The organism is Gardnerella bivia, from assembly GCF_049262715.1.
Classification (GTDB): domain Bacteria; phylum Actinomycetota; class Actinomycetes; order Actinomycetales; family Bifidobacteriaceae; genus Bifidobacterium; species Bifidobacterium vaginale_A.
Genome location: NZ_CP058399.1, coordinates 76,182 through 91,478 on the forward strand (window position 1 = coordinate 76,182; position 15,297 = coordinate 91,478).

The window sequence follows — 15,297 nt, forward strand, 5'->3', positions numbered from 1 at the left end:
CTTATTTAGTTGTTCTATGCGGACTCCGAATAATCCTTAGCTAAGGGATATTTCCGCATAGAGGTTGAGGCATAGGCCTCTTTGCAAAGCTACTGTCCTTTTATCGAACTTTTGCTTTGCTCAAAGGTATCTTTGCGTGATATAATTTACACATCAGCAAAGTTGTTTCTTTGATGATTTGATTGTATTAAATCGGATTTTTTATTTGGTTCTTGTTTGGATCAATGTGGTTCAATGTGGTTCAAAAAGAAAGGAGGGGGTATCTTTGGACTTTAAAATGTTTTGTGCAATGCTATACAAACGTATCAGTGACGATTATGATGTTCCTCAATTTGTGAAAGATTTAATTGTCATGATTACAAGCGTGCCTGAAGGTGAATGGGGCACAAAAAAAGATCCCTCTGAATCCGTAAGCACGAATACATATCGTAATTTTGCTAAAAGAGGTATTTCAAAAAAAGTTGCTCGAGCAATTTGCTATAGGCTTACCCCTGAAATTTTTATAGAAAGCCTGAACTCAAGACCTTCAGAAGTTTTGAAATTATTAGCTCAAGATTTACGTCCGTATGATCCGAATGTTACTACTGCTAATGTTGCTGAAAAACTTGCTGATATATTCGTCAATATTATTAGAGAAACAGCAGGAATAATCGCACCTGATGTATTGGAAAAGAAAAAGCAACTACAATCCTCTTCTGATTTAAAAACCAGATACGGAAAATATTTATTGCAAGAATGTGAAAACCATTGTGTAATGAACGGTTGTTCTAAAACACTCGTACTTTCTAATGATTCCAATGTTTCAGAAGTCTATGAAATAAGTCGCATTGATAAGACTAAGGAGCCAACTATTGATAATCTTATAGCTCTTTGCCCTCAATGTTTTGCTGTATACCAGATGGACAATAGGAAAAAAGTTACAAGCCTTTTGTTCAAAAGAAAAAAAGCCCTAGCTAACCACATGGCAAACATAGGCTTACTTAGTTCCTCACAGCTGGAAAAAGGACTTACAGACGTTATTTACAAAATTACTAAACTTAATCAAAAAGATTTATTTGGCTCTTCTCTAGATCCAAAAGAATTAAAGGAAAAAATAGATCCTAACAATGATTTCCATCTTTATCTAACAGTAAAACAACAAGTTACTAGTTACTTCGTGAAAGTCCAAGAAATCCTTATTAACTTAGATAAAAGTAATGTTATCGATTATGAAGACTTACAAGCTCAAATGCGATCCATTTATAAAAAGCTTAAAAAAGCCAAACGGAGCGACATGGAGATTTTTGAAGAAATTTCTGAGAAACTGCATAAACTAACTCTTCAGCAATTGATTTATTGTCAAATCGTTGTGAGCTACTTTGTGCAGAAGTGCGAGGTGTTCGATGCAATTACCAAATAAGCTATACCCATATGAAAAAAGCACTCTGGCAACACTACCAGTAGTGCTAAAAATAATAAAAAGCGGAAAAACGAATGTAAAAGATATTTTTCAATCTACTTTGAACTATTTAGACGAACCTACAGACTTTTTATCCGTTATGGACTGTCTTTACGCTCTTAATGCAATTGATATGACAGATGAGGGTGAGGTGAAACTATGCTTATAGAAATTTATTCTCCTGCCTTTAAAGAAAATAACAATATTAGACCAATCATTCAATTAAAAAACGGGCTTAATGTTATTCAAGGAACACAAACAGGATCCAACTCAATAGGCAAATCATCTGCTCTATTAGCAATAGATTTTGCTTTCGGCGGCAACTCCTACCTTGATAGCGATGGCGTGAAATATGTGGGCAACCACGTTATATATTTTTGTTTCAAGTTTGACAAGAAATACTTTTTTAGTAGAAGCACAGCTGATGCAGATACGATTACTGTATGTAATGAAAAATATAAAACCACAGACAAAACACTGTCCAGAAAAGAATTCATCGAGTGGTTGAAAGAAAAATACGTCAGCAATAAAACCAATCTTTCCTTTAGACAATTAACCAGTACATTTTTTAGAATCTATGGAAAGAATAATCACGATGAAAATTATCCTCTGCAAGGATATAGAAATCAACCAACAAAAGAATCCATCAAAATTCTCATGAGCTTATTTGATTTCTACAAAGATATAGAACCATATCACAATCAATTAGACGTACAAATAGACAAGCTCAAAACATTTAAAAACGCTAGAAAATATAGTTTCATCTCCAATCTGGTTGGTGGCAAAACACAGTACGAAGAAAACATTAAAATCCTTTCCAATCTACGGGCTGAACTTAATGCGTTAACACTTAATTATGAGGTAAATGCAAGCAGTGAAGAAATCGAAAGCAATAAAGCTCGAGAAAATTTGAAAGCTAACAAATTAAGTTTAGACACCCAACTTGAACGACTTCAACGACAATCTAAACTATTAGAAATCAGTATAGAGTTTGGATTATTACCGACAGAAGCTGACATTGAATCGTTAGCCGAGTTTTTCCCTGATATCAACTTAAAGAAAATTTATGAAATCGAGCAGTTCCATAAAAAACTTTCAGCCATCTTAGAAGATCAGTTCAAATCAGAAAAAGAATCACTTGATACAAAGACTGCTGAAATAAAAGATTCTATAGAACAAGTAGAACGACAAATGTCAGAATTAAATATTACTAACTCTATTTCTAAAGATTTTCTTGACAAACACTCTGAGCTTAACAAAAAAATAGAAGCCCTAGAAGAACAAAACAAAGCCTATCTTGAAGAAACACAACTACAAGAGGCAAAGCAATCAGCTACACAAAACTTAGAGAAAAATGTCGAACATATACTTTCTGAAATAGAATACAACCTCAATACAAGGATGCATGAATTTAACGATAGGTTATATGTTGAAAAACGCAACTCACCAAAGATAGAACTTAAAAACTATAACAGTTATAGATTCTTCACTCCAAAAGATACTGGGACTGGTACAAACTTCAAAGGTTTAATCCTACTAGACCTTGCTATACTTTACACTTCGGCATTACCTGCTTTGGTGCATGACTCATTATTCTTTAAGAATATTGACGACGAGGGTATTGACGGAATTATGAAAATATACAAAGATACGGCAAATTTGAATAAACAAATCTTCATTGCATTTGATAAGCAAAGCTCCTACAGTAACGAAACATATGAAATTCTACAAGACAACAAAGTCCTTCAACTATACAGTGGTGGAGGCGAGCTATATGGACAATCTTGGAACAGAGAAATTAAAGGTGATAAAAATGAAATTTAGTTATAACAAATTATGGAAATTACTAATCGACAAGGGTTGGACTAAATCCAAACTCCGTGAAGAGGCAAAAATAAGCTCCTCTTCCATGGCAAAACTTAACAATGGCGGAAACGTAACTACTGAAATACTAGTAAAAATATGTGGTGTTTTAGATTGTGACATCAGTGATATTGCTGAAATCGTAAAGGAATAATTATGTGCAACTAAAAACTTTTCATTCACTCAATATAAGGAGGAGTCTATGAGTAGTACTGACGAAAGAAATTCAAAAATAATAAACATACTAAATGACTTTTATGCTAATGCTGTTAGTAATGATTATGTGATAGATGAAACGGATTATAAAAAATCCTTAGATATGCTTTTTTCAACTACCGCATGGGGGTTCAGAGAAATCCTTCTGGTTGTGATAATAGGTATGAAACTAGATGCAAATTTTAGAGCCTCAACCAGTTTATACGATTGTAATCCACGTGCGATATATGAAGGACCCATAAAAGAGTTTCTAATAAGAAAAGAAATACCGCATAGGAAATCCGGGCCATTGAATGTTGCCAAAGCAACTGTTGGTCTTGATGTTACTTGGGCAGCACAACGTAGACCGTCAGCTGTTGCTCAGGAAGTAGTTAATTTGATTAATTATATTGAAAAAGATAGAGCGAGAATCGATAAGCTTGCTATTTCGCTACTAAGAAAACTAATTGATGAATCTAAGCGGCTAGAAACACTTAGCATTACCATCAATCCATCATCTGATCCTATACACTTAAGCAAACTGTGCTGCGACCTTATTGCAAAAGTACCAGACTCTGGAAACACACCACAGAAAATTTCGGCTTTACTCCTGAAAAGTTACCACAGGTCCATGTGCACAAATGTGGTTGTAACAGGCGAAGAAGACAGAGCATCTGTAACAAGTACCACCAGCAAGAAACCTGGTGACGTTAACGAAGAATCTACAGATGGAACAATCTATAAAGTTTATGAAATAACGGTAAAACCCTTTGATTTGGCTCGTATTAGAGATTCATATGACTGCGTTCAAATTTATAATGAAAATACCGAGGATAGTGTCAACGAAATAATAGTTATTTGTCGCACTGAAGATTGTCCAAAAGAAATGATTAAAAGCGATTTCCATCTTTTTATGGGAAGTTATAGCTATCAAGATATAACTTACTATTATTGGAATATTTACGAATGGGTTGCAGATACTTTACAGCGAATGACACCAAAAGCTAGAAGTAATTTTTATTATGATTTAAATTTATATATTTCAGATATAAATACTGCTGAATCAGTGAAGAAGGAGTGGCAGGAGCTACACAAATAGATATTTATAAAATAAAAAAGAAGAACCTAAAGGAGTGTTCAGTAAGGGATTAAAAGAAAACCAACTGAAAGCCTTTAAGCGGGAACATAAGAAATAAAACGACCATACAAGAGTAGAGATACTCTGTGTGGCCGTTTTCTTATACTCAGATACCGAAATAGTATTTGAGATTTTTAGAACAAACCTTGTATTTGAGCTTGTATTAACACTGCAGTAACGCTGGCACCTGTATTAATTAAAAAGTCTTTTAGTCCAACCAATGCTGATTTTAAAATATGCGGTTTCTTCTCTTCTTCAATTTTTAATTTGATGTCAGCTAATAATTCTGTTGCGGTTTCTATATCCTCTTTTGATAAATCAGATTCACTAATACTTTTTTCAACGGCATCAACTACATCCTTAACTTTATCATAGGAAAATGTAACTGTATTCTCACTTCCAGACACTATCTGTACATTATCGGATGGCGAATTGATCACACTTGTATTCCCGTAATAATTATTCACGGTTTGCGGCATGTTCACTGCGGATTCTTTTTCAGTCTCAGAGAAAACCATATTTTCCCCTACAATACCTTCCGATTCTAATTTCAATGTCCATTCTAAAATAGTATTTTTGACTTTTTCTTCAATGTCTTTAACTGCAGTTGTAGGTACATGTAATGCATAATCCATTGGAAGTAGCGAATCAGCCATTTTATCAAACAATGCAAGTTGTTCGCCTGAAAAATCTAAAGTTAATACATTTCCTGAGGACTGACATAAAGAAATGATTTCAGAAATTGAATTTACTAACTTTCTTTCACAAATCTTTTTTTCGTATTCATTATCCTGTATTGAGGTTGGAATCCAACCGCGATAAGGATTGAAAGTTTTTAAACTTCCACGAACCTTTCTATACTCAGGGCAAGATTCTGGGTCAGGATAACCATTTAATTCGTGTTGAATCCATTGATCAAAATCAGCAAGCTTTAATTTTGATGCAATCAAATGTGCTTTGCGTAATATATTAACAACATCGCAATTTGATGACACAATTTCATTCTGTAATTCTAAAACAATACTTCCCATGTTATTCACCATCCTTCTTTCTACCATATAGGGCACTATTCTCAGCAAACATCATAGTTCTTCACATAGAAGCAATAAGGAAAAGGAATAATCTAACTTTCTGAAGTTGTTTCAGAATGCTCCTCAAAATTTTCTACCTGCTCCATCACCTTTGTGAACACTTCAGGACTATACTGTGGCGGATAGCCGTTCTTAACCAAACAAATCTTTATCTTCAATTTTAACTGATTACGCACATTCTGATTGTTGAGCCAGTCCACAAATGAAGACTCGGTATCTATTATTTCCTTAACTTTTTTAGCAAGTGTCTTGCATTTATCGTTTATCACAACACCGTTAACTTCTTTGTCAATGCCATATTCAAACTTATACTGGTCACGAAGAGCAATCAAAATATCATAGAATGCCTTTTCTTCAAAGGTTAATCCTATTTTACGGAAACTCTCACGATTTTCGTTCATCTGACGAAGTATCACTAAAGCTTGTTCAGTTGCAGCCTTAATAATATCTTCTGAGGCAGCTTCCTGTGTTGCCCCGGCTTCTTCAGCAGTAAGGTGCTTACGTCTTTCATGGTACTCATCAATAGTCTTTTCAATCATTTCTTGGAAAGATTTCGCTGCTAATTGGTTAACCCTGCCATATTCCTTTATTTGCTTACGGAGCATTTTGATAAGTAATTCTAACTTTGTAGCAGGCATTTCTACATCTGATAATTTTTCAAAGTATTCAGGAGAGAAGATATCTTCTTCCTCGCCACTTTCAAGAACACTTTCTACCTTATTGTATTTTAATGCCTCTTCAACCATCTTTGATACCACAAGATTCATAGTTTCAGCATCAACATCGCTGGTTCCACTCATTTTACGAACGAAGCCTGCTATAGCCATAAAGCACTGTGCAAGCGCAGATTCTTCTTCGCCCAGATTTCCAGAAGGTTGGCAAATATCAAAAGCACTTCTCATTCTCTTAACAGACTTTAAGAAATATGTCTTAAATGAGACCTGATTAGTTTTTCCGTTTCCTTCTGTCTGCAAGACCTGTGCTGATGTAAAGACATACTCAGCCGCTTTGGAAAGTAATTTATATCTTTCAACAGGGTCACATTTCGTATTAAGGAATGGAGCTAAGTCATAATCTGTAAACAGTGCTTTAAGTATTTCAATCTCCTCCCTGAATGCAGAGGTAGCCTGCTCAACGTCATCCGATGTGGGAGCAACTGATGTATCACCACCGTAAACCTTCATGGCCTCACGCATATTATCGCGAATGCCAATATAGTCGATAACCATACCATATTCTTTGCCGGGATATTTTCTGTTTACACGACTGATAGTTTGAATCAGCAAGTGCTTCTTCAAAGGCTTATCGTTATATAAATATGTAAGTGACGGAACATCAAATCCCGTAATCCACATATCAACTACGATAACAATATGGAAATTAGACTTTTCCTGTTTAAAGGCTGCATCCAGTTCTTCGCAACGTTTATCATTTTTAACTCCACCAAGATAGTTATACATCTCAGCTTCATCATTACTTCCAACACTCGATACCATAGCCATAAATGGCATAGGCTTTAATTCTTTAAGTTCTTCATCTGTTGCAGTAACTCCGTCAGGAGTTTTCTTTTCTTCAAACCATTCCGGATATTTATCCTTGAATTTCAAAAGAAGTGAATATGCAATTTTTCTGCTAGAGCAGACAATCATTGCTTTCTGAATTCTATCTGGGTCACTATCACAAGATGAAATATAATGGTCATGAATATCTATAGCAAGCCTCTCCAAGCGAGAAGGCTCGCCAAGGATAACTTCCATAGAACTCATTGCACGTTTACTGGCTTCAATATCATCATACGTTGCACCATCATCGGCACACTTTTTATAGTAATTTTCAATTTCTTTAGCTTTGGTCTTATCAAGTAACACCTTGGCAATACGAGGATGATACTTAATAGAAACAGTTAGTCCATCTGCGACCGCCTGATCCATAGTGTATCTATCAATTTCCTGACCAAAGGTCTGATATGTTTCGGCAATAGGAGTTCCTGTGAAACCTACAAACGTAGCATGTTGAGGCGGTAAGTTTGCTAGTCAAGGAGTAAAACGACGAAGATTAGCATTTACTTCCGCCCATGCGATAGCTGTCCGTGATTGACAAGTGCTAGCACGCAGACAGAACGGAGATAGCGAACCGCTGAGTGTGTCGCTCTGCTCGTAAAAGCTTAGAAACCTTTGAACGAAAGGGATAATGAAAGCCTTGATTGCAAGGCTTTTTGCTTTATGGTGGGTAAGTATCAGAGTGAGAAAATTTTTGGAATGAGTAGAAGTGATAGCTAGAAATTATCAGTTTCTATTTCCATTTACCCTGTGGGTACGTGTTTGTTTCCATTGACAAGGAGTTTGTGGGAATAGAAATGTACCCACCTTGTTTGAATCAAGTGAAGTGTAGTTGAAGGAAATCTGTTGAAAGCAATACTTCATTTTACCGAATAAGTAATAATTTAGGCAACTTCAAATCGATTAAAAAAAAAACTATTTTAAAGGTTAAGAGTAGACAAAAATTGTCCACTCTTTTTTGCAAACTCAATTTATCAATAAATGAAATGAGGGAATGTAAAATGAAATATTTTGAGGTTGAGTTAGAAAATCCTGATGAATTTTTAAAACTACAAACAGAAGATTTTGTGAAAGCTAATCGCTTGCTACTAAGGAAGATAATCCAGAGCGTTACAGTCTATGAAGAAAACTTCGTCATATCCTTTAAATCTGGCATCGAATTGGAAGTATGAGTCTCATTCCATAACTTTTATATTGAACATATCATCTTGTTGTGTTATACTATAAATTGATATAAACAAAGATGTAGGAGGAACCGAAACTATGACAGCCTCAATGCGTTTAAGATAAGCTGGCAATAAAAAAAGCAGAATCTATACCCGATGATAGGCTTTTTTGTTGTGCTTATTTATACGATATTGAGCATTCATTAGTTACGGTGAGGATATTGGTTATTTAACTATACCTTTATTTAACTATGTCTTTAATATGAATGTTTCCAAATTGTATGTATGCAGACCAAAAGCCACATTGTGGGGTTTGGCCTGCATTTTTTATTGCCTAGAATGCTATTCAAAATAGAAATTCAAGCAAAATAATATGCAGGAGATAATATAAATGGAAAAATACAACAATTGGAAACGAAAATTTTATGCAATATGGGCAGGGCAAGCAGTATCATTAATCACTAGTGCCATCCTGCAAATGGCGATTATTTTTTACCTTACAGAAAAAACAGGATCTGCGATGGTCTTGTCTATGGCTTCATTAGTAGGTTTTTTACCCTATGCGATTTTGGGACCTGCCATTGGTGTGCTAGTGGATCGTCATGATAGGAAGAAGATAATGATTGGTGCCGATTTAATTATCGCAGCAGCTGGTGCAGTGCTTGCTATTGTTGCATTCTGTATGGAGCTACCTGTCTGGATGATTATGATAGTATTGTTTATCCGTAGCATTGGAACAGCTTTTCATACCCCAGCACTCAATGCGGTTACACCACTTTTAGTACCAGAAGAACAGCTAACGAAATGCGCAGGCTATAGTCAGTCTTTGCAGTCTATAAGCTATATTGTTAGTCCGGCAGTTGCAGCACTCTTATACTCCGTTTGGGATTTAAATGCTATTATTGCCATCGACGTATTGGGTGCTGTGATTGCATCTATTACGGTAGCAATTGTACGTATACCTAAGCTGGGTAATCAAGTGCAAAGTTTAGAACCAAATTTCATAAGGGAGATGAAAGAAGGAGTTGTGGTTCTGAGACAAAACAAAGGATTGTTTGCCTTATTACTCTTAGGAACACTATATACTTTTGTTTATATGCCAATCAATGCACTATTTCCTTTAATAAGCATGGAACACTTTAATGGAACGCCTGTGCATATTTCTATTACGGAAATTTCCTTTGCATTTGGGATGCTAGCAGGAGGCTTATTATTAGGAAGATTAGGGGGCTTCGAAAAGCATGTATTACTAATAACAAGTTCATTTTTTATAATGGGGACCAGTTTAGCCGTTTCGGGAATACTTCCTCCAAATGGATTTGTAATATTCGTAGTTTGCTGTGCAATAATGGGGCTTTCGGTGCCATTTTATAGCGGTGTGCAAACAGCTCTTTTTCAGGAGAAAATTAAGCCTGAATATTTAGGACGTGTATTTTCTTTGATCGGAAGTATCATGTCACTTGCTATGCCAATTGGGTTAATTCTTTCTGGATTCTTTGCTGATAAAATCGGTGTAAATCATTGGTTTTTACTATCAGGTATTTTAATTATTGGCATTGCTATAGTTTGCCAAATGATAACTGAGGTTAGAAAATTAGATTTAAAATAAACAATATTGGAGGAATATTTATGTATCTTATTTTCATGTAACTCTTCCTGCTAAAATCGCAGGGTTTTCCCTGCATACAAGCAAATGAAAGCATGCGATTATAGACAGGAGGAAATGTTATGGAATTAATATTAAAAGCAAAAGACATTCGTGTGGAATTCAAAGGACGCGATGTTTTAGATATAAATGAATTAGAAGTATATGATTATGACCGTATTGGTTTAGTAGGAGCAAATGGTGCTGGAAAAAGCACTTTACTCAGGGTACTTTTAGGAGAATTAACTCCCCCAGGATGTAAAATGAATCGTCTGGGTGAACTTGCCTATATTCCCCAGTTGGACGAAGTAACTCTGCAGGAGGAAAAAGATTTTGCACTTGTAGGCAAGCTAGGTGTTGAGCAATTAAATATACAGACTATGAGCGGTGGTGAAGAAACAAGGCTTAAAATAGCACAGGCCTTATCGGCACAGGTTCATGGTATTTTAGCGGATGAACCTACGAGCCATTTAGACCGTGAAGGAATTGATTTTCTAATAGGACAGCTAAAATATTTTACAGGTGCACTGTTAGTTATTAGCCATGACCGCTATTTTCTTGATGAAATAGTAGATAAAATATGGGAACTGAAAGATGGCAAAATCACTGAGTATTGGGGAAACTATTCTGATTATCTTCGTCAGAAAGAGGAAGAACGTAAGAGCCAAGCTGCAGAATACGAACAATTTATTGCGGAACGTGCCCGATTGGAAAGGGCTGCGGAGGAAAAGCGAAAACAGGCTCGTAAAATAGAACAGAAGGCAAAAGGTTCTTCAAAGAAAAAAAGTACTGAAGACGGAGGGCGTTTAGCTCATCAAAAATCAATAGGAAGTAAGGAAAAAAAGATGTATAATGCTGCTAAAACCCTAGAGCACAGGATTGCGGCCTTAGGAAAAGTAGAAGCTCCGGAAGGCATTCGCAGAATTCGTTTCAGGCAAAGTAAAGCATTGGAGCTCCATAATCCATACCCTATAGTCGGTGCAGAAATTAATAAAGTATTTGGGGATAAGGCTCTGTTTGAAAATGCATCTTTTCAAATTCCGTTAGGAGCAAAAGTGGCGTTAACTGGTGGTAATGGAATCGGAAAAACAACTTTAATCCAAATGATCTTAAACCATGAAGAAGGAATTTCTATTTCGCCTAAGGCAAAAATAGGTTACTTTGCACAGAATGGTTACAAGTACAACAGTAATCAGAATGTTATGGAGTTTATGCAGAAGGATTGTGACTACAATATATCAGAAATTCGTTCAGTGCTAGCATCTATGGGGTTCAAACAGAACGATATTGGAAAAAGTTTATCTGTTTTAAGCGGTGGAGAAATTATAAAATTGTTGCTTGCTAAAATGCTCATGGGTAGATATAACATCCTAATAATGGATGAACCCAGTAACTTCCTTGACATACCAAGTTTAGAGGCTTTGGAAATACTAATGAAGGAGTACACCGGAACTATCGTGTTTATCACCCACGATAAACGATTACTCGAAAATGTAGCAGATGTAGTTTATGAAATTAGAGATAAGAAAATAAATCTGAAACATTAAATTTAAGGTAGTCGCTGGTCAGTATAGTCTGTTCTGGTTGGCGACTCCATTGTTAAAGAGTATAAAGACTTTAGATTTTATGAATATTAAAAATAGGAACAGTCAATTGAACTGCTCCTATTTTTCTGCTAAATATATTGTAGTTTTCTTATATGTATAATGATAGATTAGCGGATTCTCATCTACGGTACTTACTTCAAATATGAAGAAGTGATCGCGGTTACCTGCATATTTGTTTTCTAACGCTTTTAGTGCGAGTAGGTTATCTCCATGTATGAGCATGTTTTCTGTATTAGGATCATTTTTGCAGTTTGATTTTTCTTTATCCTCAACTAGAATCCTAGGCTCTATTTTGATTTCTTTATCCTTACCAAGCCACGTAAGTTCCAGTTTTTGATTATTAGCCATTACTTTTCATCCTCCGCTATAAATTCCAAAATATCGTTGGGCGTGCAGTGTAAAGCTGTGCAGATACCTTCCACTTTTTCCAGTGATATATATTGCCCAGTGCGTAGTTTCGTAATAATGTTGGCGGAAATATTGCTCATTCTCATTAAGTCCTGATTGGAAATATCTTCTTCAATCATGCGATGTAATAGTTTTTTATAACTAACAGCCATAATTCCCTCCTTATTTTAATAGTTAAATATTATCACGATTCTGTGAGTATATCAACGATATAAAGAGCTAGCCACTCCGGAATATAGCAGATTAAAAAAGTCTCCTTTGCTATTCATTCAAGGCAAATGCCTAATGAATGCTTAGGAGATTTTTATTGTCAAAAATTTTTTCTAAAACCGTCAGATTACACCCTCTTTCATGGCTACCAAGTAGAAGACCAAAAAAACTTTTTAAGACAGGTTAAAAAGTCGGCTTTTTCTTTTGCCTGTGATGTAGAAGGGATAAGCCTTCTAGAAAAGGAGGATCAAATATGGATCTAGAGAAACTGCCAAAAGCACTAAAGAACAAGAATATCTTTTGTTCATGGAAGTACGAGCAGCAAGAAAACGGTAGGCTCACTAAGCCGCCTTATAACCCCATAACGGGAAAGAAAGCAGCTACAGACAACTTAAGCGATTTCACCTCGCTTGATGATGCCATGAAAGTAAAAGACCAATACGACGGAATTGGTATAAAGCTTGTTGATAACCTCTTAGGCATCGATTTAGACCACTGCATCGATAATGGCATCATTAAAGACTGGGCAAAAGAGATTATTGCCCATTTCAAGCACGCTTATATCGAATACAGCCCAAGTAAGCATGGCTTTCATATCTTGCTTCTGTTTAACGGCGCATACGATAAAAAGTCTTATTACATCAAGCATGGGGATATTGAGGTTTACAGCGCTCTAGCTACGAATCGCTATCTAACAGTTACGGGCGACGTGTATCAGGAAGGCGAGCTTTTAGAAGACGATGAAGCCATCATGTGGCTTTTAGACACGTACATGAAGCGAAACATAAACACTCATGAAAAAGAAAATAACGCGTGTACAAGGTCATATTTAAGCGATACATCTGTTATTGAAAAAGCTGGCAACGCCATAAATGGAGCTAAATTTACAGCACTTTGGCATGGTGACATTTCGGCTTACCCTTCTCATAGCGAAGCAGATGCCGCGCTTGTGTCTATTCTTGCCTTTTACTGTGGCGGTAACAAGGAGCAAATAGACCGACTTTTTCGTAAGTCTGCTTTATTCCGTCCTAAGTGGGATGAACACCGTGGCGCGGATACTTATGGCAACACAACCATTCAGAAAGCTGTTTCTAAATGTCATACCTTCTATGAGCCTTTCCATAATGCAAGTGCTGAGGAAGACTTTGATGATCTCTTATCTAAATTACAGGAACTAAAGCCTGATGAAAATATACGATATCGCAACGGTGATTTAGGTAATGGCAGATTGTTTGCTGATATTTTCCAAAACATTCTGCACTATGTACCGGAGCGCAAAATGTGGTTCATCTTCGATGGTGTACGTTGGACTTGCGATATTGGAACGCTTAAAACGATGGAACTATGCAAGGATTTAGCTCTTTCTCTTATACGTTATGCTGGTGTCATTAAAGACGAGAGAACCCGTTCCATGCTTGTTGAGTATTGGAACAAATGGAGCAGCCGTCGTAACCGTGAGATTTATATCAAGGAAGCTCAAAGCGTTTACCCCATTTCGATGGAAGCGTTCGATAAGAACATTTATCTATTTAACTGCCAAAACGGAACTTTAGACCTTGAGCATGGTGTTTTTCGCAAGCACTTAGCAACAGATCTTATTACCAAAGTATCACCTGTGTTTTATGACCCGAAGGCAAGAAGTGAACGTTTTCGCCAGTTTGTCGATGAAATTATGAGCGGAGATTGTGAGAAAGCCTTGTATCTTCAAAAGTCATTAGGCTATGCGTTAAGCGGTGATACACGCTATGAGTGCATGTTCTTTCTTTTTGGAGAAAGCACAAGAAACGGTAAAGGCACACTCATGGAAAGCGTTCTGTCTGTGATGGGCGATTACGGAAAAGCGGTACGCGCGGAAACCATTGCTCTAAAGAAGAACCCTAATAGCTCACAGCCGACCGAGGATGTAGCACGCCTTGCCGGTGTTCGCTTTGCCAATATATCTGAGCCGAGCCGAGGACTATTCCTTAATTCAGCCCAAGTTAAATACATGACGGGAAGTGATACCTTAAACGCTCGATTCCTGCATGAGAACAGTTTTGACTTTAAACCACAGTTCAAACTGTACGTGAACACCAATTATCTGCCCGTCATCAGCGATATGACAGTGTTTAGTAGCGACCGCATGCAGATTATTCCCTTTAACAGGCATTTTGAAGCGTGGGAACAGGATAAAACCTTAAAGGCGGAGTTTTCTAAAAAAGAGGTGCAAAGTGCCATTTTAAACTGGCTTCTTGAAGGCTTTACCCACCTCCGAGATGAAGGCTTTAAGCCGCCTAATAGCGTTCTTGATGCCATTTTTAGTTATGCCCACGACAGTGACAAGATGGCACAGTTTGCTGAAGATGTACTCGTTAAAGACCAGAGCTCTGAGATTCGAACGGCAGTTGTATACGACCACTACAAGAAGTGGTGCATTGATAACGGCTGTTTTTCTGAGAACAGCAGAAACTTCAATCAGGAATTAAGAAAATTTGCCGAGGTTGTAAGAAAGCGTCCCAAGACAGGCGGAGAAAAAACCACGCTTCTTAAAGGCTACAGGCTTAAAAGTGAGTTTAGCGATTTTTTAAGTGGCAACTAGTGGCAGTTAATAACCTATATCCCCATATAACCCTATAAGGCAATAACGAAATTTAACTGCCACATCATGCCACGTTTAAGGAGGTGGTGCCTATGATTGCGTAATTCGTATCGCAAACCTGTGTTGAACATGAAGAAGAAATACTATCATGCACAAATCAAAATACTGAAATGATTTCAGCTTTTTGACAACATTGAAGAAAGAAAACCTGCCTAGGTACTGTGCTGTTAGAAATTTATTCGCATACTACTTTCTGAACCTAACCCCCTAGGGGGGGGGTCAAATCTCTAAAGAGTACCCCTTCGGGAACGGGCGCAGGGTCTTGCGTGCAAAAACAGCGAATTCAAAAGGGTAAATGGGCAAAATCAAGCAAATTACTGCAGTAATTGCAGAAAACAG

General features: G+C 36.7%; 13 protein-coding genes and 1 pseudogene. 9 read left to right on the top strand and 5 right to left on the bottom strand.

Annotation, left to right across the window (positions count from 1 at the left end):
- Positions 1–265: 265 nt before the first annotated feature.
- The 5 genes from HXT27_RS00485 to HXT27_RS00505 are packed head-to-tail and all read left to right on the top strand — an operon-like array spanning position 266 to position 4,595.
- Complete coding sequence (locus HXT27_RS00485; RefSeq protein WP_233186108.1) at positions 266–1,399, top strand: ABC-three component system protein; 1,134 nt, start codon at positions 266–268, stop codon at positions 1,397–1,399.
- Complete coding sequence (locus HXT27_RS00490) at positions 1,383–1,607, top strand: ABC-three component system middle component 7 (protein ID WP_075523302.1); 225 nt, start codon at positions 1,383–1,385, stop codon at positions 1,605–1,607. Before HXT27_RS00485 ends, HXT27_RS00490 begins: the two co-directional genes overlap by 17 nt.
- Positions 1,598–3,262 (top strand): DUF2326 domain-containing protein, encoded by a 1,665-nt coding sequence (locus HXT27_RS00495; protein ID WP_075523303.1) that lies wholly within the window; start codon positions 1,598–1,600, stop codon positions 3,260–3,262. The genes HXT27_RS00490 and HXT27_RS00495 overlap by 10 nt, the downstream gene beginning before the upstream one ends.
- A complete protein-coding gene (locus HXT27_RS00500) occupies positions 3,252–3,455 on the top strand; it encodes a helix-turn-helix domain-containing protein (protein ID WP_075523304.1) in 204 nt (67 codons plus the stop codon). The genes HXT27_RS00495 and HXT27_RS00500 overlap by 11 nt, the downstream gene beginning before the upstream one ends.
- Positions 3,456–3,503: 48 nt before the next feature.
- On the top strand, positions 3,504–4,595 hold the full coding sequence (locus tag HXT27_RS00505) for a hypothetical protein (protein ID WP_075523305.1): 1,092 nt from the start codon (positions 3,504–3,506) through the stop codon (positions 4,593–4,595).
- Positions 4,596–4,768: 173 nt separating this feature from the next.
- Here the strand turns inward: HXT27_RS00505 and HXT27_RS00510 are convergent, their stop codons facing one another.
- The 3 genes and pseudogenes from HXT27_RS00510 to HXT27_RS00520 all read right to left on the bottom strand — a co-directional run.
- Positions 4,769–5,665, bottom strand: coding sequence for a hypothetical protein (locus HXT27_RS00510; protein WP_004122116.1), 897 nt, complete (start codon positions 5,663–5,665; stop codon positions 4,769–4,771).
- A gap of 92 nt (positions 5,666–5,757) precedes the next feature.
- Positions 5,758–7,491: a type I restriction enzyme endonuclease domain-containing protein gene (locus HXT27_RS00515; protein ID WP_306467725.1), complete on the bottom strand. Its 1,734-nt coding sequence runs from the start codon at positions 7,489–7,491 to the stop codon at positions 5,758–5,760.
- Between the two features lie 66 nt (positions 7,492–7,557).
- Positions 7,558–7,728, bottom strand: a pseudogene (locus tag HXT27_RS00520) (hypothetical protein); the annotation flags it as partial.
- 557 nt (positions 7,729–8,285) lie between these two features.
- Here HXT27_RS00520 and HXT27_RS00525 point away from each other — a divergent pair.
- The 3 genes from HXT27_RS00525 to msr(D) all read left to right on the top strand — a co-directional run bounded on the left by HXT27_RS00525 (position 8,286) and on the right by msr(D) (position 11,642).
- A complete protein-coding gene (locus HXT27_RS00525) occupies positions 8,286–8,456 on the top strand; it encodes a hypothetical protein (protein WP_000873143.1) in 171 nt (56 codons plus the stop codon).
- Positions 8,457–8,841: 385 nt separating this feature from the next.
- A complete protein-coding gene (gene mef(A) / locus HXT27_RS00530) occupies positions 8,842–10,059 on the top strand; it encodes a macrolide efflux MFS transporter Mef(A) (RefSeq protein WP_000417519.1) in 1,218 nt (405 codons plus the stop codon).
- Positions 10,060–10,178: 119 nt separating this feature from the next.
- Positions 10,179–11,642, top strand: coding sequence for an ABC-F type ribosomal protection protein Msr(D) (msr(D), locus tag HXT27_RS00535; protein ID WP_000420313.1), 1,464 nt, complete (start codon positions 10,179–10,181; stop codon positions 11,640–11,642).
- A 117-nt stretch (positions 11,643–11,759) separates the two neighbouring features.
- Here msr(D) and HXT27_RS00540 read toward each other — a convergent pair whose 3' ends face one another.
- The gene (locus tag HXT27_RS00540; protein WP_004121959.1) at positions 11,760–12,050 is read right to left on the bottom strand and encodes a DUF5960 family protein; all 291 of its coding nucleotides are present in this window, start codon (positions 12,048–12,050) and stop codon (positions 11,760–11,762) included.
- Complete coding sequence (locus HXT27_RS00545) at positions 12,050–12,262, bottom strand: helix-turn-helix domain-containing protein (protein ID WP_004121956.1); 213 nt, start codon at positions 12,260–12,262, stop codon at positions 12,050–12,052. The genes HXT27_RS00540 and HXT27_RS00545 overlap by 1 nt, the downstream gene beginning before the upstream one ends.
- Positions 12,263–12,573: 311 nt before the next feature.
- On the opposite strand from HXT27_RS00545, the gene HXT27_RS00550 reads away from it, so the two are divergent.
- The gene (locus HXT27_RS00550; protein ID WP_103043235.1) at positions 12,574–14,898 is read left to right on the top strand and encodes a phage/plasmid primase, P4 family; all 2,325 of its coding nucleotides are present in this window, start codon (positions 12,574–12,576) and stop codon (positions 14,896–14,898) included.
- Positions 14,899–15,297 lie beyond the last annotated feature (399 nt).